The sequence below is a fragment of the Dyella sp. Tek66A03 genome, from assembly GCF_052567735.1.
This window is the reverse complement of the sequence record NZ_CP199584.1, coordinates 2,503,209-2,526,671: the sequence shown is the minus strand read 5'-3', so window position 1 is coordinate 2,526,671 and position 23,463 is coordinate 2,503,209. Positions and strand designations below refer to the sequence as shown.

Sequence of the window (23,463 nt, the reverse complement as noted above, 5' to 3'; positions counted from 1 at the left end):
GCGGACTCCTAGGCGCGCGCGGCGATTCGGGCAAGTTATCGGAGGTAGGCGAGTGTGTGGAGTGTGTGATGGCAACTGAGCCCAGAAGCGCTGCACCGATATCCGCCGAGGCGTCACGTCACGTTATTCTGGTAGCCTTTGCAATGCGATTGAGGAGACTGAATGAGAAGGATGCTGACAGTCGGTTTGACGTATACCGGTGAGCCGATCGAGGGGGTTGAAATCGACAACCTTGGCCTCTGCCTGCCGGAAGTGGATCGCGATCGGGCCGCCTACCCCCTCTACGAATACGACACAATTATCATCAATCCGGAAAGCTATACGCATTTCCTGTTTGGTCAAGCGGGGACCTTCTCAAGCGACCCGTACGAATTGGGCAAACTGAAAGGGCAGAACGATCGCTACGATATCGACTCTGCGTTCGATGGCGAGGATCGGCGCAAGGAGATGGCAGCGGCGATTGCCGATGGCGCAACCGTGGTCTGGTGCCTCTCCGAGCCAAAGCGCATGAACTTCTTTGGCTATCGTGAAACTCATCTAGGATACGTGGCATCCAAGGTGACGAGGCTCGTGCAGCGCTCAGAGCTTCTCGTAAAGAAGGGGCGCAAAATGGGGCAAGTGGACCCGGATAGCCCCTTCGTGCGCTACTTCCAGGTGCTCTCGCGAACCGGGGGTTGGACGCTCTGCCTCTCTGATCCCGGTGAAGGCTATACCTCGATTGCCGCAACACCTGAGGGCTACAGCCTAGGCGGCCGCGTTGTGCTTGGGACTACGACAGGCTGGCTGATAACGCCGCCAACTTCACAGGAAGCCCAAAACCAGCTTGTCCGCGACACCCTGGCGCTGGAGAAGGACGATGCTGCGCATGAGAAATACCACGGCATCTTCCTTAGTCACACCGGCGTCGACAAACCCTTCGTGCGTCAGTTGCGCAACGATCTAATGGCTCACGGCGTGGAGCACGTATGGTTGGATGAGGCAGAGATCGACATAGGGGACTCGCTCATTGCCAAGATCGACGAGGGTATGAAGCTTAGTCGCTATGTTGCGGTCGTCCTCTCCAAGAAGTCCATCAATGCGCCGTGGGTTAAAAAAGAACTCGACGTAGCCATGAACCGAGAGATCACCACAGGAGAGGTGGTCGTGTTGCCGCTGCTGTATGAGGAGTGCGAGCTGCCGGAATTTTTGAAGGGCAAGCTTTACGCTGACTTTTCGAAGCCCGAAAACTACGAGTCCGTCATCGGCAAGCTCCTGCGGCGCCTTCGGATAGCCTGATGAGCGAGGTGGCGACCGATCCGAACATCGGTTGCATGTGACGGCCGAGAGCTGCGGAGCGATTAAGGAGGAAGTATCGCGGATGAACAGACTTCCCGATGCCGGCTAGGCAGGTTGAGCTGCTTTGAATGCCGCGGTCATGGATGTGGCCTTCACGGATACATTTCTGAAGATCGCCATGGCAGGCAGGGTTTCGTCATCGATTTTCCCAGCGAGCTCTTCGGAGCGGGGAACCCACAGGTTGGCATGCAAGTGCATTGGCAGATGAGGAAGCGGTGTGGGATCCCATCCCACCCGCTCATGGACGATTCTTCCGTCCACCAACCACGCGATGTAGCCCGGCTGCCAGTCGATCGCGTAGCAGTGGAAATCCAGAGTGGCATCAAAGCCAAGGTCGATGCGGCAGGGTGAGCCCCGATAGCCGAAGGCCATCGTCGCCCCGTCGTCGCCAGGATTGAAATACACATTGACTAGCATGCGTGTGGGATCACCGCCCACGAGTTCGACATCGATCTCCTGTCGTGGCGCGTCTCGATGTAGGAAAAATCCGGTAACCAGGCCTCTGCCGGAAGCTGCCTTTATCTCCGCCTCAAAGCGCCCATGCCCAAAGGCCTGAACCGAGGCGAAGGCGCCGGAACGATAAGGTCTGCTATCGGCACCAGCCTTGTTCACTACGAGACGCACACCTTCTTCATCGTGCAAGAGACCCTCTCTTTCAAAGGACGCTAAATTGCCGGGGAAGGTTTCGACAAGCGCGCGAAACGAGGAAGGTGCCGTCGTCATCATCGCGTGCACCAAGTTCCTTTCTGCGAACAGCGCAGGTCCTGCCATAGGAATCGACGGACGCCAGTCGTTCCGGGCAGGTAAGACCCAGGGAGAATCGTCCAGTTGGCAAGCATTTCGTCGGAACAGAGGGGCAACGGCTCGCCGCGCAGTGTCCGGACGATCGTCCCTGAAAATCCTGAAGCCTCGTGCCGCTCCAGCAGGAAACGCCTGAGCAGGCTCGTCGAGGCCGAGAAAAACACAAAGAGGCCTCCACCGTTCGTTATCCGGCATGTCGTGCGGGAATACTAATGTCCGCGCGGACGGTAGGGGTCCCGGCCCACTCACCAATGGAGGCATCGCCTCTTCCATGAGGAATTTGGTGTCCGTACTGACGATCGCGGCAGATAGCGCGCTTGGGGCCAGCGGAGGATCTACGATAGCGTCGAAAGTTCCTAAGAGGGAGGGGAGATCCCGCGCATGGATCTCATCCTCGTCGCCGTCAAACGCCCTAACGCGTAGCCCTAGCATCGATAGAGCCATTGCGAGGCTTTCTTGTTTGCCCCCTGCGGTCCACGCGAGCACCGTTCCCACGCGCGTCCGATCGGGTGGCACCGGACCCGAGCTCGCGTCAACGGTCCCCGCCCGCGCCAGGTAAGGAAGGATGGAATAGGAATTGTCCGAGCCGGCGTCCTGCCTTTGCAGGATCGCCGGCGAAGACAGAGCAAGCGCGCCAAGCGCCTCGAAGCGATAGTTCATCCACAGATCGACTGGCCCAATCACGGGCATCGCCCGCAATAGTGACGCTGCACCCTTACGGGACAGGACATATCCAGAGAGAAACCAGAGACCTCGCAGAGGCCGGAACAGTCCATCTCCCAGTTCGATCCGCTCCGCTGTGCCTCCAGCGTCTGCATAGGATAGGTAGAGCAGCTCCGGGCCGCCTTCATTGCTGCAACGTTTGATGGCGGCGCTCCAGCCGCGGTCGATCATCGCCGCGGCACCACGCCTGAACCAGACGTCATCTTCAAGCACCAGCACGTGATCTTCAGAGCCTGTCATGACGGCCTTCCAGGCTTCCACATGCGATCTCGCGACGGCTATCTCCTGACGCGTCATCCTGACAGGCACGTCAGCGCCAAAGCATGCCTCGAGCCTGGCGTCCGGCTGAACATGCAATTGGTCGCCAACGCGGTACGTCGCGTCCACGTCGGCGGTCGCCGCCACGGCACGACCGTCGCGAGCGTCCACTGCCGCCAACCGTCGTGTGATCGACAGCAGAGAGGCGCCGTCAGATGTCCGGAAGCGACCTAGTTCGCGGCGGACTCGGCGCCATCGCTGCGGTTGCCGATCGAGGTTCACGACCAAGATTGCCCCGATCTTGCCGTCGCCAGTGCCGAACGCCGAGATGCGGCCGTGGGGAAGAAGGCCCAATACAGCACGCGCAACGCGAAAGGTCAGTCCGCGCAATGCTCCTGAGGCGTCATTGAGGTTCATGGCGTCATTCCACTCCGCTTCAAATCCCCAAGGCATCCATGTTGCGCCAGTTGCGAGCGTCGCCGCGATAGGTGAGGTCCCAGCGCGTTTCCGCAATGGCATCCCAGTCGTGTAGCAGCTCGAAGTCGAACGGCGCGCCCGCGAACGCGAGGTCACGCGCGTGTGCGACCAAAGCAGCAGTTAGATTTCCGGGACCGGTCGTCGCTTGTATTTCAGGGCGCGGGTCGTTACCGAGTAGCTTCTCGGTCGCACGCCCGAGCGCGCGCCGTAAAACGGGATGGCCTGCGGGCGCCGCGATCGGATCGTTGTTGACGTAGAAGATGCGGCCTTCGGTCGGTAGGTCGTGGCGCCAAATCTCGGCGGCGGGGACCATCCCGCTTGAAAAAATGTCGTAGCACAACGGCTGAAGCTTCAGTGTGCCATTCAGGAATATGGTTCTCCAACCGTCGCCTAACAGAACATCGTCCGCGTCAACGTAGAATCCTCCCTCCGCCAGCACAAAGCACAGTCTCAGATAGTCGCTTCGCATCGCCGGGTGTCGGCAGCGCGCGAAGGCTTTGAGCTGCTGCGCGCCGTATCGCTCCGCGATGTAAGCGGTCGCTGATGCGTCGTTGAACGTCCGGAATTCGAAGCCCTCGTTATGTAGTCGATCCCAGCTGGCCAGGCAGGCCCTCACGTCATCGGGAACATCGTGCGGGTCATGCCAGTACCTGATCAGCGTCTTCGGCACGCCGGCTGATCGAATCGCTCCATCGACACTAGGAGGCGCTGGGCGATCTGAAAAATGCAGCGTGAGGTTCCGCGTAAAGGCGGAGCGTAGGCGATCATCCTCCTCGAACCCCTGCGGGTAGGCATCCAACTTCAGCATTTCCCTGTGTCTCCGGATCGACAGCTGAGCCGCTTCAGCCCGTGCGGCTTTCCGTACCTGAAACTCGGTGCACCACGCATCAGAGCAGACCGTCCTGCCTCGCCGAAGGATCTGACCTCTTCAAATAGCATTGATATTGCTCGGATGATTTCATCAGGTAGGCTCGCCCTTCGACCACAAATCCGTCCAGGCCATGCTCCGAGGCATAAGCATCGAGATCGCCGATGTTGTTGATGAAGCCCTTCCCGTTGAAATTTAGGGAGGTATTACACAGGACGCCGTAGCCTGTGCGCGCTTTGAAGGCAACAAGCAGGTCGTTCAGACGTCTGTTGGTTGCGGTTGTGACCGTTTGGATGCGGGCGGTGCCGTTCACATGCGTCACGGCCCCAAGAGCGTCGGTTGTCGCCCGATGGGTGAATAGCATGTACGGGCTTTCGTGATCGCAACCGAACCACTTTTCGGCTTCGTCCTGAAGACAGACAGGCGCGATCGGACGGAACTGTTCGCGTTGCTTTATCTCGTTCAGGCGCACCCTGGTGCTATCTCGGAACGGCGCAGCGAGGATGGACCTGTTGCCCAGCGCGCGCGGACCAATCTCATATCGGCCGCTTACCCATCCGAGGATGAGATCGTTCGCCAGCAGGTCGGCGATCTCATCGGGGTCCGCGGAGTGGATTTCGTATCGCCCAGTATCGACCGACCCTTCCTCTCGGAACGGTAGCCCGGAATAGACATCCCATTCGATCTTCGGATTTCCGGTGAAGCGAAACTGAGCATCGATCGCCGTGCCGATGGGGGATCCTGAATCGTTGGCGACGGGAGGCACGAACACCTCAGAAAAGAAGCCGGTCTGTTTCCATCGACTGTTCCAGTCGCAGTTTAGCCCACAGCCCCCTGCGATGACCAAGGGGCGTCCCTTCTTCAAATTCGCCTGCGCGAACCGATAAAAGGTGTCGAAGATAGCGTCGCTGTAGATACCCGCGAAGTTACGAAACTCTGGATCATCCAGGCCCACATCAAGGTGGGGGGCGTTCTCGAGATCTTCGTATGCGGTCAACTCCCGGAATGGTCCGTCCAACAGAAAGCCAAGCAATCTCTTTTCTTCGGCCGAAGGCGTAGTCCGCGTCGAAAATGACGCTAATGCCATGAGCTTTCCTGCGTCCGAAACACGCGGATAGGGTCCGTTCTTGGGAAATGTTGGGTCGGCTAGACCGTATAGCAGGCCATAACGGTTTCCCGGCTGGTTTAAAACGTCTGCGATGAGCGTGATGTTTAGCTCGGCATCAATCTCATAAAAGGCACCGATAGATCCCTCCCATACCAACGCGTAGCAGGGCGTGCCTTTCGGCAGAGGTGACATTCCGAAAGCGCAGAGAACATGCGAGCGCTCGTGAGAGGACGAAAAATATTCGACCTTCTTTTTCAGAAAGCGTTTTTGTCCAACGATAATGCCGCACTCCGAAATTCCCCGATACCCGGCGTTGTCATTCGATCCACGGAGGAATTCGTCATGGTCTCGCGGCCACCACCCACCCACGCAGATGACGTCAGGCGTTGCATCCATTTCGCCGATCGCATTCAATATATCGGGACTAGAGACGGACGAGTATCGATAGTTCGAATCCTTCTCTGCTTCGATTGACATTACCAAACGAGCGTCTTCAAGAATTACGACGGCGCCATCGTGACCGGGATTATAGGAGAAGATTTTCACGTAGCTCCCTTCGGAGATTGTCTTCGGCATGGTGAGCGCCGAGGGTTACCCGCGGCGCGGGGTACAAGTCGACGCCAGCTCGTTATTAAAGCCAGGATGGTACGTCTCCAAAACGAGGCAAGCAGTCGCGCCCCTCATGCCGCACGTTTCCAAAGTGGATACTCAGATTATCTTGGGCGAGTCATGTTTTGGACGGCTTTACCCCTTAGTTGCGCAGGTCAATCCGACCGTGAGGTAGCCTCTGTCTCAGGACAGGGGCGGCGGGTCACCTCGTGCCCAGATTTCGTTAGCGGTATCGGCTGGTTGCGACATTTATTAAATCCCGCGAGGGACGGTCTACTAAACAACCCGTAACCCGAAGGCGCTCAATCGTCCGATGGCCTCGTTGCGGCATAGCCGGCTCACGGAGGAAAGGGGCGCCTTTGGCGGAGCATCACGGGATCGCCAAAATTTCATCTGAGGCAAACCAGCCGCTCTTGTCCTTGATGTATGCGATTGCCGCTCCTGGCTGCGTCGACCATAAAACGAGCGCTAACGACTCGCGGGCGCGGCTGCAGGTGACGTATAGGAGTCGCAGGCTCCGGTCGATGGTGGTCTCTTTGCCGTCCTGCACATTGGTTTGGTCGTTCGCACTCAGCTCTTTGCCGCCGAAGAGTTTGTCGTACGAAATCAGAAAACCACCCGCCTGACTGTCGTCCATCACAACCATGACGTGGTCGAACTCAGAGCCCTTTACGACTTGATGGGTTGCCAGCTCCGATTGGCCGACGAGGTAGCGTCGATACCTTCCCAGCTCCACCCAGGGAGCGGCGAACAGGGCACACCAACCTCGCCGCATTCTGGCTTGCGCCGTCTCAGTGTTCTTACGAGGAACCGGCGGGGGAGGTGGCTCCGACGTGTCGGCGAAGGCCTCCACCAGGCGGGAGTCCACATCAAAGAGGTTGGCGGCCAGGACAGGCGCGATCACATTAGCCACGGTTGACCCCTCATCAACACACGCGGCCGCAAAGGCGGATATTGCCTTGAGCATCTCGTCTGCTCGCGCTTGTCGCTCAGCTGCATCGACGGGCATTTGGTCAAGGCTGTTGCTGTGCCTCAGTACATCGGTGGCCAAAGACTCATTGACCGTACCGTCATGGTTAACGCAGGCCTCGAGCTGGGCGAGTTCGTCCAGAAGCAGGCGGACGGCAGACGGCCCTTTGTTCTCACCGCTACCGACTGGCGCGGCGGCGTTGGGATCAATCAGGTCCATCGCTTCGTAGACGCCCAGAAAGCCACCGCGAGCCGCAACGAGCTTGTGCTCGAGCGCCAAGAGTTGGTAGCCCCCACTGGTCCACGCGTCGGTCTGCGCCGGATCCCTCATTTGGGTGGCACACCATTGCTCACGAACGCGCTTTTCCTCGGCAGACAGCGATGCATTTCCGATAAACAAGCGCACCACGCCTCTCGTGTTCTCGGTGCGTGCATGCTGCTTGACTCCTGTCGGCGGCTGCGTACGCCCCAGCATCTCGGATTCCCAAATTTGGTTGATGAGCGTGACAATCCGTAACTGGCTCCGGTGGTTCATCTGCAGCTCTGGTTTCGCCCAGCCATCGGGTACCAAACCCGGGAGGTCGGAATGACCGTCGGAATAGATGCGCTGCCGATGGTCGCCAAGGAGGCCGAGCGTGAGCCCGCTGCCCTGGGGCTCCGCGAGCACCATGAGCGCGTCCAGCACGCCTTTCATCGTGTCCTGGGATTCGTCGATCAGGATGATCGGATGACGGTCCTGGAGGATCGTCCTGAGCGCCGGTTTGTTCAGCAACAGCCATGCCGTTGTATCGAGCACGTGCCGGTGCTGGATGGCGCCGGGCCCATAGGTGTTACGGTCCGGGTGATAGATGAACTTGTCAGTCGCCCGAATTTCATCGATCTCCTGTTCGATCTCGGCGAAGGTCTCGCGGTCGGCGGCGCTGACTCCTCGCTTCTTGCCTTCTGCCTTCACGCGTTCTTTCTCAAGCTGGATCGTCTTGACAGCCACCAGCGCTTCGCGAATGTCGTCGTTAAAGCCGTCAATAAGCTCCCAGCAAAAGGAGTGAATGGTGGAGACGCTTACGAGGTCGTTATTTCCTAGGCGACCATGGATGACCGCGACCGCGTTTTTCGTGAATGTGACGACGCGGATGGAACGGCCGCAGAGGCGAAGACGCCGACCGAGGAAACCGCCGGCCTCGTGGGCAACGACTCCGGTCAATCGACGCAAAACCTCGACGAGCGTGCGAGTTTTCCCCGAGCCGGCACCGGCAAACAGGAAAAAGCTGCGTGGGGGCTGTTCGGTCAAGTACCCACAGATCTCGTCGACAACGCCAGCATCCCGGTCATTGCCTTCGCGAACCGCCGCGCCGCTCACAGCACTACGTCCATGTTGGGCTCGAGTTGCGCCTGCAGCCAGGTGAGGGCGTCTGCGATGTACTTGGGACACGCGATGTTCTCGCCGACCGCCACGTTCTCGAAAATGCTCGCAGCAAAATCGCCCTTGCTGAACGATGCGCGCATGAGCGCATGCAGCGCAGCTGCCAAGTCGCCGTGTGTTTTGGCCTCGGCGACAGTCGTCACCGCTGTACCCAGAGTGCCGGTCGGGGGTTTGATCTTCTTGCCATTCTTGTCGACTTTCTCTTCCGACAGCGCTCTGAACCACTCGATGTTGCTCAGGATCAGCGAGTCCTCGAACGAGCTTGGCCACGCGCCACCAGCTTCTGCGACCGGCAGCTGCCAGGCGAAGCGAACTCGGCATTCCGGCTCCTGGGCCCACGTCAGGTCATCGGACTTGGGCGCCTTGAAGTCGTCCAGTTGCACGAACTTCGGGTGCCACGTGCGCAGGGTGGCATTGCCGCACTCCAAACCTGCCTGCCCAGTGTTTGCCACTGCTACGCGGATAGTTTGGCCTTTAGCGCCCGTCTTCACTTCCACAGGATCGATGTCGGTGATGACGATGGTCGGGATGCGCAACTGCTCGACTAAGGGCTTCAGTCGGTGCGCGTGGCTGCCTCCGATGTCCAGGAACGAGACGTAACGACTGTTCAGTGCCTCATAGTCGCGTTCCATGAACAGGGGCACCAGCATGCGTTCGGCGACCCCCTCCACGAAGATGGCCGCGTTGGCAAACAGCAAGTCGGTGTGTTGGACGCGGAAGTAGCGTTCGGCGAATTGGCGAGTCGCGTCATCACTACCGAAGACCCGTCCCAGGTTGACGACCTCGCTGGTCGGCATGGAGTGACCTTTGGACTTGGCGATACGCCGCACATAACGAAGCCGATCGAAGTCCTCAGCGTGTGCAAGGTGGCTCGAATGGGTGCTGATGAGCAGCTGGCTCCTCAGCGGCGTGGCCTCTTTCTCGGTTGGGCTGATGAGTTTGTGTGCCTTATCCGGGAAGATGCGCTGCACTTGCACATGCAGGTGGGCCTCGGGCTCCTCGATCATCACCAGATGCACGGGCGCCGGCGAGCCTTTCTCGGCGTTGAAGCGTGCGGTTTTGAAGGAAACGAGCTGGTAACTCAGTGACTGCAGATTCTGGTAGCCCAGGCCGATGGAGTACTCGGGCAGCAGGTCCTCGGCCGAGTCCTTCTTCATGCTGTACTGCACTGCGGTGCCATGGTCGAGCAGGTCTGCCGTTTGAATGCGTGTCCGAAAGCGGATTTCCTGAGGGTCGTGCAGCCCTGGGTACCCAAGCTCCTTCACCTCCGCCACGGAAGGTGCGATGGCGTCGTGTATTTTTAGATCCAGTTCCTTCTGTGCCTCGGCAACGGCCTTAACCAGGTCGGCTCGGTGACCATGGCCGGTCGCGGCCACGTTCAGATGTTGCCGTGCGAATTGCAGAAGCTGATTCGAAAACATGCCGACGCGGTGAGGACCAGATGCCGACCGCGAGGCCGCCTCCTCGCTACCCAGCCCGCGCTGTGCCGCCACGAAGTCGACACGAAGCAGCTTGGCCAGATGCTTGCGCTCGATCGGCGCCGCGCCAGCCGCCAGGACCTGAGGCACGTAGGTTGCATTGCCTTCCAACGGGTTGTTGTCGGCGTCGAGCTTGTAGGCTTTGACCTGACCCATCTTCTGCGATTCGTGTAGCCAGTAATCAAGCAAGTCGATGGGCCACGCCAGCGAGTCATTGCCCATGTCCTTCACCGGGAGCCGTGCGGTGTGATACGCCCAGGCCAGTTCTTTTAGCGAGGCCACGTCGGTCGCCGGCTCAAGCCGTAGACGAACTCCGACCGCGCCGCCTTTCCAGGCGAACTTGGACAGAAAGGGCGCAACATAGTGGTACATGCCCGCCTCGGCGCTGAACCACAAATCGAGCGTCGGCATGGCGGCCAGCAGCGTGGCGCACTGCTTAGTCCACGCGGCTTCGTCGGCACCACCGGTCGTCGCCGGATCTTCCGTGAGCGATTCCCACGCCTTGCCCAATTCCCGGAGCTTCGCCCACTCGGAAAGGCTGACATCGAAGGCGCCAAATGCCGAGCCATCGGAAAGAAAATGCCGCAGCGCGGCAAGTATCGAGGTCTTGCCGCTGTTATTGGCGCCAACGAGGATCGTGGTCTTCTCGTCAATCTCGACTTGAACCCTGCCCAGTCGGCGGAACTTGCAAATTTCAAGGCACTGAAGGGTGATGCTGTCTGAGCTCAGGGCGACTGCTGCAGATTCGGTCATTGCCTAGCGCGTCCATTCTGATTGGCCGTGGTTCCTCCATGGAATTTACGCGACGCCCTGCTAGCAATCCAGTGGGATAGGGCAAAGAGCGTAGTCCACGCTGGTCAACGAATGCCTCCCGCGTTGCGTGGGAGTTCATTGGTCGCGCAGTTGCCTAGTCACCGTCGGTTTGAACGCGGGCAGCATTAGGACTCACCGCACCGTTGTCACGGCCCTCGGGGCATTTCAATAAATGTGGAGGAAAGAATTGCTCGCTAGCTAGCTGAGGTTGGCACCCTAAGCGGACCAAGGCATTGGTTAGCTCCTCTCTCCTCGCCAATTGTCTAGATGCCCTCGAGCAGACGCGCCGCAGGGTTGCCAGCTGCGCCTCCAGACTGGAAGTACCCCATGACACTGGCCACCGCGCGGTGCTCGGTCATCGCCATAATCGCCGGCAGCGGCACGCCCTGACGGCTGGCCTCGGTCACGAAGCCCGAGCGCAGGCTATGCCCGCCGAAGTCCCCCTCGAGACCCGCAAGTTTGGCGCGCCGCTGCACGATCTCGCCCACCGCGGCGGGGGAAAGGGCAGGGCCCACCCGATGCTTCCACAGCCGCCGAAAAATCGCCCCCTCGGTGATCCTGGCCGCGGCCAGCCACGCCTCCAGCGCGTGAGCCGCCCGATCGAGGACGGGCTTATCGGGTGTCGACGACGCGGTCACGCCCGCTTGCTGCGTCTTACTGTGCTCCAGCCGGTAAATGAAACCCTGTGGGCCGATCCGGCGCAAATCGCGCAAATCGGCCGCCGCCACTTCGCTGCGTCGCCGGCCACCGCTGGCAAAACCAAAGCAGAGTAGGGCGCGATCGCGGAGGCCTTCCAAGGTGTCGTCACAGGTCGCCAGCATCGCCTCGAGCTCAGTCAACGTGATAGCCGTCTTTTTGCGCGGCCGTACGCCGCGTTTGACAGCAGCACGCGCGGCGCGACTCAGCACGGTGCGAATGGCCGGCTGTTCGCACGGATTAGTTACATGCTTGAGCCGGTGTGCCGTCGACAGCACGGCGACCCGATGACGGACGGTCGCCAGCGTCCACGGGCCCGACTTGGCCTTGAGGCCTGCGGCCACCAAGGCCTGATCGACGACTGGTGGCAGTTCCCAGGCCAGTTCGCCGTCGGCCGAGCGCCGCACCACGTGGTCGACCACAAACTGCAGAACGGTGGATTCTGACACCGGCAGCGTCATTTCGATGCCGTAGCGCGTCGCGTGCCAGCCGGCCCAGTAGCGCAGGGCGCTCGCGTAGCTGCGCGTGGTGTTCGCGGCCGCCGCCTCGGCGAGCAGTTCGCGCACGGCATCGGCAGCTTGCTGCGCCAACTGGATCGGCAGCGCCAGGCTGGAAGCCGGCTCCGCGAGGGTCGGAATCGTGGAAATATCTTTCATAATATGTAATGTATACTACGAAACAGGGCATCTACCCACGATAATCATCACTTATCGCGAGTACGAATCCAAGCGGGCAGGGCGCCGATCGAGGAGACCGATGTATGGCACGAGGCATCACCCAAACGCAGGTCAATGGGGCCGCGGACGCCATCCTGGGAGCCGGCGACAATCCGACCGTGGAGAAGTTGCGGGCCGAGCTTGGGACCGGCTCACCCAACACGATCACCCGCATGCTCGACGCGTGGCGTGGTCAGCTCGGGGAACGATTGCGGCAGCTCAGCGCCTTGCCGCAGGTACCTAGCTCCGTGGGGCAGGCGATGATCGAGCTGTGGCGTCTAGCCACCGAACACGCCGAACGCGCACTGGAAGGCCGCTTCGCGAACGAGCGTGCCACGCTCGAAGCCGCTCAAGCCCAACTGACTCGGGAGCGTGAAAACTGGGAAGCCCGCCTGCAGGAGGCCGAAACCAGTGTGGCTCGGGCCCGGACAGCCCGGGATCTGGCCGAGCACGCCTGCAATACTCTAGATGGCCAATTGCAGGACAGCCATGCGCTTCGTACCGATCTCCTGCAGCAGCGTGACCGCCTGCAAGACCAGTGCAACGACCAATCGGTGCAAATCCAGACGCTGCGGGCTCAGCTAGACGAGCATCAGGCCGCCCTGCAGGCAGAGCATGAGCGCAGAGAAACGCACATTCGGGCAGTTGAGGACCGTGCTCACCAGGAAGTCGATCGGGCCCGACAGGATGCCCGGCAATGGCAGCAGCGACACGAGGCGGCCGAGCGAGCGCATCGAGACGCGGTCACGGCGCTTCAAAAGCAACATGACTCGGCCGTGGAGCAGATGCGTCGCCTCGAACAGGAAGTGGCCCGCCAAGCCGGCCAAGTCGCCGCCTTGGAAAAGGCGCTCTCCGAGGCTTACTCCGCCACGGCGGCGAAGGCAAAGGATTCTTCAGCGGCTTCCAAGGCTGTTGCGAAGCGCGGCCAACGAAAGAGCGCACCGGCACAGCCACGCATTTCCAAGCAGCTTCCAAAGGCGCGGCCCGGCAAGTAACGCCGCCCGGCTCAAAGCCCGTCGGGATAGTCTTCGAAGACGTAGTCGTTGAGAAACTGACGCTTCCAGAAGAATCCTCGCTGCACCTGACTTAGGCCTGCCTCGTCGCAGATACCTTCCCACTGGTAGCGAATGCCGGCCACTTGAGCGGCGATAAGCGCCCGAGCCTCGTCGTCGGTGAGCAGGAAATGGGGCGCCACGCGTCGGCAGCTCTCGAGCAGGCTGCGTCGATCGTCGACGCCAATGAACATGGCTTGATTGGCTTCACGTCCAAGACGAGATTGCGGGCAAATGTCATACGCCGGAGTCAGCGTTAAGCGGGTGCCATCCCAGAATGCCGCATGGTTTCGGGCATGATCGTCCGTGTTGCCCGTCAACACGTTGAACACCATGCGCCCGAAGAGCTCGCGAAGCGTTGCTGCAGGGTCGATGAACCGGGCTTGGACAATCTTCGCGAGCTCGCTATAACTGGCGTAACGCGCCTCCATTTCGCTAAGTCCAAAGATGGTCAGCCCAGACACCATCGCGCGTCGTGTCCAACCATGATCGTTGTGCTCGCGATCAAAGCGCCGGACCAGGAGAACGTCCCTCCCGTGTGCCTGCTGCAATTGCACCCGGGCAACCGATAAGTGCGCGGCTTCTTTAGCCAGCCGCATGGCGACGTACTCCGCTTTGACCACGGGTTGAACATCCCCTGGCGCAGAAAATTTGGCGATGAAGTGTCCGCTGCTATCCTGGATCAACGCCTTCGGGCGCGCGCCGCCAACTGAGCTTCCCTGATGAAGTGCATCCGCGAGCGATGGCGGAATAGGCTCTCCCTTCTCCAGGCCTTCGGCCGCCTCCAGTAGCGCATCAAGCGGCGCGCCCTTAAGCCCGCGTGACTGGTAGTGTTTTGCGGATGCCTGGAAGTCCAAAGCCCCGATGCGGCAGGAGTTGGAATGAAGCATGAAAGTCAGTTCGTCAAATTCAACGTCGCGAGCAGCGTCACCCACCAAGCCGGTGAGGTGGTTGACGATGACTCGGCGTCCCCACGCATCCGGTAAGCCGTCACGCAGGCATCCTGCTAAATCGAGCGGAAGCGTTGGCGTGAACACACCACGCTGCAGCAGCAGCTCCGGACAGAAAATCGGGATCGCGTCGACACGTTCCAAATAGGACTGATGGTAGGTGAACGCACGGGTAGGGCCCTCGGCATCCACCCGGCCTGCGACCACCGGCTCCATCGCACCAGGGAGCCAGATCCATACAAAGGCCTCCTTCGGCGAACGCTCCCCGGTATGCGTGACCCTTTCAACAGAAGTCATGTTGCACGCTCAGCTCCGGACATCGGATCGATTTCAGCAGAAGGCTACCAACCGTTTTCCCCGATCACGCGGGAAACATGCTTGTCTCGCTAGCCGATTCTGAGCGGCAGGATGGCAGCAATCCCGCCGAGCGCAAGTAGTGTGGCGCGCAAACTCGTATCGATGGTGCACGTACCTAGCGAATGCACGGGCGTGAGTGATTGACTAGATCAGAAGACAGGCGTGAGCCGTTGACTAAAGAACTGCGCCGAAATCTCATCTAGAATCCGAACCGAAGTCAGATGACTGGCGCTTTGTCATGATAGAGACCTTCATCACGGCAAGTGAACTAAGGCGGCATACCGGTCGCGTGCTGGCTGCCACTAAGCACGGACCGGTCATCGTGACGAAGCGGGGTACGCCAGCGTTTGTATTGCTTTCGATCGACGACTACGAAAGGCTTGCCGCGGCGGCTCGTCAAAGTGAGGATGTTCAAGCAGATCCGTCGAAACCGCCATGATCAATTCGCCGAACTCGCGAGTTCTTAGCTTCACCAATATCTTGCATCTAACATGGGTTCGCTACTTAACACCCATAACGTTAGGTTCCAGACCTATGTTAGGAACCCGCAGGCCGCGAGATGAGGCCCCGCTTTCCAGCAGATCCAAACGAGACTCCTAGATATGGAGTACCTCCTGGACGAAGACCTCGTTACGACCCTAAATGAGCGAAAGCGCACCATGGCCGAGTTCAGCGCCGACTACCGGCCGTTGAACATGTACGTCATCTATCGCGCCGACTTGCACATGAGCGCCAGCAAATTGGCCGCGCAATGCGGGCATGCCTTCGTTAATGCCTATGAGAAAGCCGTCCAAGAGCGCCCCGGCATCACCTCAACTTACAAGGGCACGGGTGAGGGAACAAAGATCGTCATGTATGCAAAGAGCCTAGGTTCGCTTGTGCGTGCATACCGGGACATGCAGGCGTCAGGACTGCCACATCACTTAGTCATTGATCGTGGCCACCGGATGCTGCCTCATTTCACCGGAGAGCCAATCATCACCGCACTGGGGGTTGGCCCTGTATACCGCAATGAAGTCGAGACCACGATGAAACGTTATAGGTTGGCCACGTGATGCATTCGGATGATGGATACGGACACTCAACGAAAGAACGCCGCGTGAGTGGTCGACTAAATGACCAGGAACCTGGCAGTCTATAGAATTCGAGTCAACAGCTACGTGTCTATCCCTTGGGCAAAATGGTCGACTGAATATGGGAAGCAGTGGCGACCTAAACGATCAATGGCTCAAATCACTTGGCAGCTGACTTACTCATGGACCAAACATGTTGGCCGCGCCAGACCGCTGGCTCATGTTTCATGGCGCGCTCCGCGCGGCGGCTCAATCTAATTAACCGCCGATCAAGCCGATCAGGTGGCTATAGAGGCCTGGAGGAATTGAATTGGAGAGATCTGCTCAGCGGCCCAGAAATGTAGGCGCAAGATTGTCAGTGGCCCAAAGAACATGGCTGCATGACAACGCTGGCGCAGATTACATGGCCGCGTTGGCCCAAAACTTCGGCGCGTTCTGCTCAAGTTTGTTGGCCATGGGCAGCCGCGAACTAAAGCTTGGCGTTCGTGCGGGGCATCGACCTCGAGACCGCCCACAACTGTAAACGTTATTCCGCCGGGTTGAGGCTAGATAGCGCCCGAGTAACATAAACACTTGGCGGGGCGTAACAAAAACAGTTGCTTCGGCTCCAAGCGAGCGCCGTGCCAACGATCCGCCCGACCATAGAATTTCGCATAATGTATATTATGTCAAATTATGTCAGGCGGCTCTTGCGGCTTGGCTCTCGGCGTCGATCGGTTTTGTCCTACCACAACAATTCTGTATCCCTTTCCGCAGTAAATCCGTTCCTTTTCCGCAGTAACCGTGTGTCCCTTTCGGTGGGCTTTGTGGCGGGCGTCTAACGCGGCTCATAGGTAGTCCACAGACTCTGCGAAATCTTTCCATGAGTCCCGGGCACGGACTATATCGGTAGCCGTGTACCCCTGGACTCGGAAAAGGCCCGATGCGAGGCGCATCACGGCGCTAACTGACTCGGCAACTCCAAGAGCCCTGGGGCGTGATTCGGGGCGCTGCCGCTCCTCTTGGCGCTTTAGACCTCGTCCCAAGATGTCATGAAGTAGCAGCTCGTAATGCATCTGCGTCTGCCCCTGGTCGTTGTCCTTTGCCAGCAGCCTTTGAAGCGCGGCGACTTCTCCAGTTGTGACCAAATATGAGGCCACAGAAATTCGCGGTACCGGATTGCCCTCGATCAACATGACGTAGTCTTTTAGCTTCCGCAGCAGCGCCGGGGCCAACGGGCTTGGCGCGGGGAGTTCGGTACGAAACGCTCCTCGTTTAAACGCTTGAAGCAAGTTCAAAGATTCCGTGGCTGACGCCGGAGCGTCATTCGTCAGGGGGAACGGGGTCACTTTGATGCGCCACGCACCATGCGATTGTCCGTGGTGTTTTTCAAATGTCGGCAGCTCAGGGCCATAGGGGCGCAGCGCATCAACGATGGCTGGTAGCAAGCCAAGCGATGGTAGGCCCTGCTCCTCGATAGGTAAATCAATCAGCCGTGGTGGATACGCGACATAGATAGGACTGGACGCGAAACGCAAAGTCGATCTGATTCGTCGAATCAACGCCAGATGCCGCCTGAAGAAAAATGCGAGATCGTTCAATGTCGTCGCCTCCAAACCCATGTGGAGACCTCCCAGGAGATCGCACCCGCGAGGACATCTGAATGCACTTTCGGAGATTGTGCTGTGCCTCCACCACAGTGGCGTTTGGCAGTGTGGGCAGCGATGGGTCAATGGCTCATCATGAATCGGGCATCGAGCAATCAAATCCCCTTGATAAGCATAGCTGTGATGACCTAGTTCAAGGCAGGTCTGGCAGCCCCGGAGGCATCTCTGTGAGACGCTGGTCAAGGTAGGAAACGGTGCCCATGGCTCTATATCCAGCTTGGTAAGCGCACTGAACCTCGAGTCGACATACTTTCTGAAGTCAGGCCCCGGGTCTGGCGAGGCTTCATCGTCCGGGGCGAAAATTTTGATGACCCAGGACTTGGGAATGAAGCGTCGCGCCTCCCCGTCGCTCAATAGGTTGCTACGGATCAGTCGCGCAACGAACGCATAAAGAGATTCGTAGCGCCGAGAGATCGTGTCGAATCCAATCAGCTTTTCCAGTGAGCTGGCATCATTGTCCATTGCATGAGTGTCCTCATCATGTGTTCAAAGACAATCTCATCTCGAGTGCTGTGACCAGCCTCTTTCCGCGCGCTCATGATTGAGCAGGAGTGCCCCTCTGCTCAACCGGAAATCTGTACCTGATCAACTGAAGTATGCAAATGAGACTCCCCTTCTCCTTCCCTGCACCGGAAATCTGTACCTGATTCCACGTCTCGCGGACTGGAGCAGGTTCTGACCGCTGATTTGGAATGAAGGGCGCGCAGCATTAGGACGATGACTCGCCGCTGGTGTGCGAGCTCGTTTCAGGGCGCGCAGCAGTCACGCCACCCTGCCCTACTTTAGAGAACTACTTGGACTCGATCGATTTCAGCAGGCGATCCTTTTCCGTCGCCGGGAGCTGCTCAAACGCGAGAATCATCCGAGCCAGTCGCTCGTCGTCGGCAAACAGATAGGCAGTCGGCACGTTCAGAGCATCTGCCAGCCGAGCGATCATTGCCATATCTGGCTCATGGACGCCCTGCTCATAGCGATTGATGCGAGTGCTGGCCACAAACTGATCCAAACCTGCCTGGATGCCAAGCTCTTTTTGCGAGAGTTGACGCTTTATGCGAGCCTCCTTGAGGCGCCGCTGAAACACCAACCTGATGTCGGTTCGCCTAGGCATTTCACAAACCTTCGCAGGAGAATGCCTACGAGATTCGTAACTTTGCCTTGCGCCCGATACTACGAGTTTCGTAATATCGGGCGCAAGCGGCCCCGACCTGGGCCATTGGGTTCACGGTATGCAGCTCGTGCTGAACGACGAGGATGCCATCCCTATCCCTCTGGACGATTGCATCCGGGAGGCCTGGACTCTTCAATACGACCGCGCCCATCACACTGGCGCCATCGATCAGTTCCGCGAGCGCCTCGCGGTATGCTTCGCTAACAGCTTGGTTGAGTGCCTGGACTCGGATCTTCAGCCGCCCACAGCAGTACAAATGCGCTATGCCACTGCCATCGCCCGAGAGCTGGGGATTGCGCTGCCTTCCGAAGCGCTGCGATTCCGCGGCGCCATGACCGAATTTATTGAACGTTTTGCGGAGGCGCTGGGTCAGAAGCGCCGCTCGTACTTGCGAAAGGATTGAATTCGTAGAGGGAGCGGTGGTAGTAACCGACCGCCTTTCGAATCCAGTACTCCGCATCAACTTCTTCAGCGATCACTGTGCAGTCAAATCGGGGTTGAGCCGAGACGCATGTAATTTTGATAAGTACAATCGATATTGTGATTAACTTTCAAATGGTTGTGCTTATTATTTCATCGGCCCACAACCTGGCAGGCTCAATGCGTTGAGGTGGACGAAGCCCTCTGCTGTATTGAGGTCCAACGATCCGGCGTGATCAGTTCGCTGGGCGATATGTCAGCTGCGAGTCTGCTGTAGACAGACCGCCATCCAAAGTGGACGATCGGACCCCGTCGAGGTCAGTTAGGGTACGCGAGCATGACAATGGTCGTGACCGACGATTTGAGCATGCCGAACGATTCCACATCCGGATCCACACGTTGACCATCGACTTCAACAGTATGCTGAAATCGAACATCTGGGCCGGCGAGAAGCGCATCGCGATGAGCCGCTTCCAGTCGAGTGGCGTGCTTTTCCGCCAAAGAGAGCACAGCCGATACTTGCACCAATGGGAGAAGTGCGGATCCCTCGCACTGCCTAGTGCGTGCAAGGATTTTCGCGTAGCCGTCATCGGTCTGCGCGAGGGCAGGAAGCAGCATGCGAATCCCATTCGCGAGATTGGATTCGTACGGATCGAGGCGCACCGCGATTTCATTGATGAACTCGGTACGGCGTTCGGTAAACCGATATTCTGGATGTTTGGCGAGGAGCGTTTCGCTCGTCCATAGAGTACGCACGAGCTTGCGCAGTTCCGCTGCATCGCTACCATTCTTCGTCTCGGCAACCCAGGCGGCGCCGGCGTCCATTTTCTCGATCGCCTTCTCGAGCGTCCAACCAGCATCCCGCGCCATTGCATTTCCTAATTTTGCGTTGTCTTGATCATGCGCGCGGCACAACGCGCTGCGCGGTCCGAATATCGGCAATCTTCGCACCGCTGTTGCGCAATGTCTGGCGTAACTCATCGAACACTGGGGCTTCCCCGCGGGGATCATCGAGCGAGAGGATCGCTGCGAAAGGAATGCCCTCGACTGGAAACTCAACGTCCGTGCGGCACAACGAGTCAACCACCAATCGCCACTGTGATGAATTGCCCTGCCCCTTGGGCATAACCTGCTCATAACGCTTGATCGGCCACCACTTGTGGCCGTGCTCAATCAGGTGACGCTCATAGATCTTGCCTTCGGACTTGAGCCGCCCCTTCCAGCTGACCTCGCCCGTGGTTGTATCGATCTGTTCTTGGCGCAGGTAGGCGTCCATGTTGACACGTACGTACTCAGCGCCGAATTGGCGATGGGTTGGCGTGCGATAGGCGAGCGTCAAGCGGGCACGACCACGACAGGCGCCTTTAGCGGAGACAAGGCTGGCGGGCCATGTGAAGGGGAAGGCTAGCTCGTGGGACCCCTGCAAGGTTCCAATGAAGGCCAGCGTTATGCTGTGGTCGTCGGTGACCAGCATGTCCAGGGCGTGCGCCGGCAACCCATGACCCACAAAATCGGCGGCGAACTTTGACACGTGGGCATGGCCCACTGGCGACGGGAGCGTAGCGTGGTGAATAAGCAAGCCGATCAGAGTCTCGCGCTGCAGATCGCCTTCAATCAAATGATTGAGGGCCGCGAGCGTCTTGGCGGCAATCGGCGCGGCGTAGCTGGTGCCGCTTCCGCTGGTAAGCTGGCCGGTAGCGGTTAACGAGAACAGATTTGGCGTGCGTCCACCCTGCCCGCCCACGTGCGCCACGTCCGGCTTCAAGCCTAGCGCCGTGCTGGGACCTCGCCGCGTATAGACCGTTGGACGCATATGGCCATTGGCATCGGGCGGATCCACCGCGCCAACAGAAATCGCGCGGACGCTCTCGGCAGGTTGGAACAAGCGATCTTGTCCTGCATGTCGGTAGCCCGCGAGCATTTGTGCAACGTCCGCCGGATCGTTGGGCCAGGCCGGCCGCCAAATAGCGGCTTCCAGATTGCCTGCAGGCAAAACGAAGATGACGTCGTGCTTGTCGGCGATTTCATCCAGGATTGTGGCGTAGTCGCTGTAGCCGGCGTCTGAGACTTGACGCTCGATCGACAGGCTCATGTTGAAAATACGCGCCCCTGCCAGGATCGCCGCTGGCAGTTCAGCGTCCAGCTGCTCAAGGAAATCGATGAATCCACGCGGATACACGTCGTCATAGACGTCGGCTTGAGTGGGGTGCAGCCCTAAATCAAAAAACTTGCATGGCACCTCACCGAACACCGGGTGCGGATTGAGGGCTTGCGCCGCAGCGGACAACCCGGCAATGAAGGTTCCGTGCGAGCGGTCTTGGACGGTGCCAGGCACCAAGTCAGTGCGACCGATGCACCAAGGCTCCAAAGCCGAAACAGCGGCGACGCCAGTGTCGATAATGCCAAGCACGGGATAGGCCCCGGCCGCTTGCGGTGCCGTCACCGGTGCTACCGCACCCGTAGGACCCGGGACACTGTGCTCGACTGCTAGAATGGGCGGCAACGACACGCGACGCACGATGGGGTGTTCATCGAGGTACCGAAGCAAGGCTTCGTGATCCGCTTGTTGGTTACTGCTGAGCCGCAGCAGGAGTAGGCGCACGCTTTGCCAGCGATCTTGCGTATCCTCGACCTCAAGTGGCAACGACAATTGCGTCAACCCCTGCTTCAACTGGGCAAAGGCTTCAACGGCGCGCTGACGCAGTCGGCGAATCTCGTTGGAGTCGTTAGGGCGAGGATCGACAAAGGTCTCCACCAAGTACATGCCGCCGGTGCGCGGATCGGCCAACCACTTGATCGCCTCTTGCGCGGAAAACGTCCGGCGGTCTGCCGCATGATGAGCCCGGAGAGCCCGAATTGCGCCGACCTCTCCACGCGCCCGTGAAGGCTTGGGTTTCAGCTCGTTTGTCTCTTTGTCGGGCACCATCGCCACGTCTTTTTCCGCTGCACTGATACTGCCCCGGATTGCCTCGAGATTCTCAGGGGTGAGCTCAACGATCATGTCGCCCAAGTTGGTGCCGCCGACCAAAGGCACTTTGCTCGGCGGCAGCACTTTCGTCGTCGGACGCTTGGTCTTGGCCCACGCTTCCTCGTTCAGCGTGACATGCATGTAAGTCACTGCCGCGCGTCCCCCGCGCAACATCGCGCGACCAATCTGATCCAGGTCAGTCAGCAACCGTTCCTGGTGTGCGACGAACTCGTCGTCGCGCCCCTGGAAGAAGTCCTTGACGGCGCCCCCGACGGTTCGCGCCGGAATGTGCTGGTAGTCGTTGGCGTTGAGAACAACCTGGAGAGGATTGTTGGGCACTAGGACACCTCGCGATGTTTGCGTTTCCAGCGGCTAATGGTGGATTGATCCTTCCCGAAGAAGCGCGCCAGATCGTCTTGGGTAAAGGCCAAATCCCGATCGGATCCCAGCGCCGCAGCGAGCGTCTCGATCGGACCCAGTAACTGTTTCCACCGCGGGTGCTGGTGGTGGTTGGAGCTGAGCATGGCGTGCACCCTGAGCGCTTCCAAGGCCGAAAAGTCGCTGCCTGAATTCATGGCGAATGAGCGTTTGATGGCATTTGCCAAGGTCTCAATCTCGCTGCCGGTGAGCCCCTCGGTCAGCCAAGCTAGGAATCGCCGCTCCGGTTGCGACAGATCCAGCGGTGTGACGTACCTATTGACGATGTCCAGCCTCGACTCCAGATCAGGCTTCGGCACCGACACACGAGTATCAAAACGGCGCCAAATGGCGCTGTCCAACAGCTGCTCATGATTGGTGATGGCGATTGTGATGCCGAGCTGACTGCGCTGGTCGATACACTGTAGGAGTGTGTTCACGACGCGCTTGATCTCACCCACTTCGTGGGGGTCGTCGCGCACCTTGGCGATGGCATCAAACTCGTCCAGAAGAAGCACGCACTGGTAGCGATTTGCGAATGAAAACAACGCGGAAATATTTCGCGCTGTGGTGCCCAAGTACGAGGAAATCAAACCGTCAAGTCGCGCCGTAACCAGGGGCAAGCCTATCTCGCGACTGACGATTTGGGCCAGCTTGGTTTTGCCCGTGCCTGGCGCACCAAACAGCAGGCAATTCAAGGGCGGGCGGATGCCCATGGCGCGCAATCGGTCCAGGTGACGCCACTCTTCTACCATCGCGTCGACCGATCCACGCAAGGCGCTGTTAAGCACGGGGGCCTGAGCCACCTCCAGCATGGCGGGCAGCGTGATATCGGCCAGCGAGGCACCAGTCTCCTTGTCGACCGGTGGGCGGACGTTGGGTGTGATCGCTTCGCCAGGCAGTGCCGCTCGCGAAAGCACTACGCGACTGGGTTGCATACGTCCCGACTGCTCACCGCCCTCCAGCAGCTTGGCCAGCTGCGCAGCCTGCTGGTCCTCGCCGTCCTTACGCAAGGCTGCCAGCAAGCGGTTGGCATGCCCCAGCACGGCCGGGCTAGGCTCTTTCAGTGCGGTCCGAAGCAAGGCCAAGATGATCGAAAAATGTTCCATATATGCTACATTCTTACCTAAATATGCGGCAT

Annotated in this window: 17 protein-coding genes; 5 read left to right on the top strand and 12 right to left on the bottom strand. The window is 59.2% G+C overall.

Annotation, left to right across the window (positions count from 1 at the left end; all coding sequences use genetic code 11):
• Positions 1-162 precede the first annotated feature (162 nt).
• On the top strand, positions 163-1,275 hold the full coding sequence (locus ACT01B_RS11100; protein WP_445143320.1) for a toll/interleukin-1 receptor domain-containing protein: 1,113 nt from the start codon (positions 163-165) through the stop codon (positions 1,273-1,275).
• Positions 1,276-1,380: 105 nt separating this feature from the next.
• On the opposite strand, the gene ACT01B_RS11095 is transcribed toward ACT01B_RS11100, so the two are convergent.
• The 6 genes from ACT01B_RS11095 to ACT01B_RS11070 all read right to left on the bottom strand — a co-directional run bounded on the left by ACT01B_RS11095 (position 1,381) and on the right by ACT01B_RS11070 (position 12,211).
• Entirely contained in the window at positions 1,381-3,534 is a 2,154-nt protein-coding gene (locus ACT01B_RS11095; protein ID WP_445143319.1) for a family 16 glycosylhydrolase, read from the bottom strand.
• Positions 3,535-3,553: 19 nt separating this feature from the next.
• Positions 3,554-4,402 carry a glycosyltransferase family 32 protein gene (locus ACT01B_RS11090; RefSeq protein WP_445143318.1) on the bottom strand — a complete coding sequence of 283 codons (849 nt, stop codon included), beginning with the start codon at positions 4,400-4,402 and terminating at the stop codon, positions 3,554-3,556.
• Between the two features lie 79 nt (positions 4,403-4,481).
• The gene (locus ACT01B_RS11085; RefSeq protein ID WP_445143317.1) at positions 4,482-6,146 is read right to left on the bottom strand and encodes a carbamoyltransferase C-terminal domain-containing protein; all 1,665 of its coding nucleotides are present in this window, start codon (positions 6,144-6,146) and stop codon (positions 4,482-4,484) included.
• 403 nt (positions 6,147-6,549) lie between these two features.
• Entirely contained in the window at positions 6,550-8,505 is a 1,956-nt protein-coding gene (locus ACT01B_RS11080; RefSeq protein WP_445143316.1) for a UvrD-helicase domain-containing protein, read from the bottom strand.
• Positions 8,502-10,799 (bottom strand): AAA family ATPase, encoded by a 2,298-nt coding sequence (locus tag ACT01B_RS11075; RefSeq protein ID WP_445143315.1) that lies wholly within the window; start codon positions 10,797-10,799, stop codon positions 8,502-8,504. The genes ACT01B_RS11080 and ACT01B_RS11075 overlap by 4 nt, the downstream gene beginning before the upstream one ends.
• 323 nt (positions 10,800-11,122) lie before the next feature.
• Positions 11,123-12,211 carry a site-specific integrase gene (locus ACT01B_RS11070; RefSeq protein WP_445143314.1) on the bottom strand — a complete coding sequence of 363 codons (1,089 nt, stop codon included), beginning with the start codon at positions 12,209-12,211 and terminating at the stop codon, positions 11,123-11,125.
• Positions 12,212-12,315: 104 nt separating this feature from the next.
• Here ACT01B_RS11070 and ACT01B_RS11065 point away from each other — a divergent pair, with 104 nt between their 5' ends.
• Complete coding sequence (locus tag ACT01B_RS11065; protein WP_445143313.1) at positions 12,316-13,266, top strand: DNA-binding protein; 951 nt, start codon at positions 12,316-12,318, stop codon at positions 13,264-13,266.
• 11 nt (positions 13,267-13,277) lie between these two features.
• On the opposite strand, the gene ACT01B_RS11060 is transcribed toward ACT01B_RS11065, so the two are convergent.
• On the bottom strand, positions 13,278-14,570 hold the full coding sequence (locus ACT01B_RS11060) for a type II toxin-antitoxin system HipA family toxin (protein ID WP_445143312.1): 1,293 nt from the start codon (positions 14,568-14,570) through the stop codon (positions 13,278-13,280).
• A 298-nt stretch (positions 14,571-14,868) separates the two neighbouring features.
• Between ACT01B_RS11060 and ACT01B_RS11055 the strand changes: the two genes are divergently transcribed.
• Positions 14,869-15,069, top strand: coding sequence for a type II toxin-antitoxin system Phd/YefM family antitoxin (locus tag ACT01B_RS11055; RefSeq protein ID WP_445143311.1), 201 nt, complete (start codon positions 14,869-14,871; stop codon positions 15,067-15,069).
• A gap of 163 nt (positions 15,070-15,232) precedes the next feature.
• Complete coding sequence (locus ACT01B_RS11050) at positions 15,233-15,685, top strand: peptidyl-tRNA hydrolase (protein ID WP_445143310.1); 453 nt, start codon at positions 15,233-15,235, stop codon at positions 15,683-15,685.
• Between the two features lie 845 nt (positions 15,686-16,530).
• Here ACT01B_RS11050 and ACT01B_RS11045 read toward each other — a convergent pair.
• A complete protein-coding gene (locus ACT01B_RS11045; RefSeq protein ID WP_445143309.1) occupies positions 16,531-17,811 on the bottom strand; it encodes a hypothetical protein in 1,281 nt (426 codons plus the stop codon).
• 328 nt (positions 17,812-18,139) lie between these two features.
• Positions 18,140-18,457 carry a helix-turn-helix domain-containing protein gene (locus ACT01B_RS11040; protein ID WP_445143308.1) on the bottom strand — a complete coding sequence of 106 codons (318 nt, stop codon included), beginning with the start codon at positions 18,455-18,457 and terminating at the stop codon, positions 18,140-18,142.
• 118 nt (positions 18,458-18,575) lie between these two features.
• Here ACT01B_RS11040 and ACT01B_RS11035 point away from each other — a divergent pair, with 118 nt between their 5' ends.
• Positions 18,576-18,920: a hypothetical protein gene (locus ACT01B_RS11035; protein ID WP_445143307.1), complete on the top strand. Its 345-nt coding sequence runs from the start codon at positions 18,576-18,578 to the stop codon at positions 18,918-18,920.
• A 335-nt stretch (positions 18,921-19,255) separates the two neighbouring features.
• Here the strand turns inward: ACT01B_RS11035 and ACT01B_RS11030 are convergent, their stop codons facing one another.
• From ACT01B_RS11030 to ACT01B_RS11020, 3 genes are read right to left on the bottom strand one after another with little or no spacing between them, the layout of a single operon-like run.
• Complete coding sequence (locus tag ACT01B_RS11030) at positions 19,256-19,807, bottom strand: hypothetical protein (RefSeq protein ID WP_445143306.1); 552 nt, start codon at positions 19,805-19,807, stop codon at positions 19,256-19,258.
• Between the two features lie 28 nt (positions 19,808-19,835).
• On the bottom strand, positions 19,836-22,244 hold the full coding sequence (locus tag ACT01B_RS11025) for a S8 family serine peptidase (RefSeq protein WP_445147388.1): 2,409 nt from the start codon (positions 22,242-22,244) through the stop codon (positions 19,836-19,838).
• Positions 22,244-23,368: an AAA family ATPase gene (locus ACT01B_RS11020; protein WP_445147387.1), complete on the bottom strand. Its 1,125-nt coding sequence runs from the start codon at positions 23,366-23,368 to the stop codon at positions 22,244-22,246. The genes ACT01B_RS11025 and ACT01B_RS11020 overlap by 1 nt, the downstream gene beginning before the upstream one ends.
• Positions 23,369-23,463: the final 95 nt, after the last annotated feature.

Bases quoted from the DNA above. Each gene is read 5' to 3' on its own strand.
- ACT01B_RS11055 (WP_445143311.1), top strand. From the start codon at position 14,869: ATGATAGAGACCTTCATCACGGCAAGTGAACTAAGGCGGCATACCGGT.
- ACT01B_RS11065 (WP_445143313.1), top strand. From the start codon at position 12,316: ATGGCACGAGGCATCACCCAAACGCAGGTCAATGGGGCCGCGGACGCC.
- ACT01B_RS11045 (WP_445143309.1), bottom strand. From the start codon at position 17,811: ATGGACAATGATGCCAGCTCACTGGAAAAGCTGATTGGATTCGACACG.
- ACT01B_RS11085 (WP_445143317.1), bottom strand. From the start codon at position 6,146: ATGCCGAAGACAATCTCCGAAGGGAGCTACGTGAAAATCTTCTCCTAT.
- ACT01B_RS11035 (WP_445143307.1), top strand. From the start codon at position 18,576: ATGCAGCTCGTGCTGAACGACGAGGATGCCATCCCTATCCCTCTGGAC.
- ACT01B_RS11075 (WP_445143315.1), bottom strand. From the start codon at position 10,799: ATGACCGAATCTGCAGCAGTCGCCCTGAGCTCAGACAGCATCACCCTT.
- ACT01B_RS11100 (WP_445143320.1), top strand. From the start codon at position 163: ATGAGAAGGATGCTGACAGTCGGTTTGACGTATACCGGTGAGCCGATC.
- ACT01B_RS11060 (WP_445143312.1), bottom strand. From the start codon at position 14,570: ATGACTTCTGTTGAAAGGGTCACGCATACCGGGGAGCGTTCGCCGAAG.
- ACT01B_RS11095 (WP_445143319.1), bottom strand. From the start codon at position 3,534: ATGAACCTCAATGACGCCTCAGGAGCATTGCGCGGACTGACCTTTCGC.
- ACT01B_RS11050 (WP_445143310.1), top strand. From the start codon at position 15,233: ATGGAGTACCTCCTGGACGAAGACCTCGTTACGACCCTAAATGAGCGA.
- ACT01B_RS11030 (WP_445143306.1), bottom strand. From the start codon at position 19,807: ATGGCGCGGGATGCTGGTTGGACGCTCGAGAAGGCGATCGAGAAAATG.
- ACT01B_RS11070 (WP_445143314.1), bottom strand. From the start codon at position 12,211: ATGAAAGATATTTCCACGATTCCGACCCTCGCGGAGCCGGCTTCCAGC.
- ACT01B_RS11040 (WP_445143308.1), bottom strand. From the start codon at position 18,457: ATGCCTAGGCGAACCGACATCAGGTTGGTGTTTCAGCGGCGCCTCAAG.
- ACT01B_RS11090 (WP_445143318.1), bottom strand. From the start codon at position 4,402: ATGCTGAAGTTGGATGCCTACCCGCAGGGGTTCGAGGAGGATGATCGC.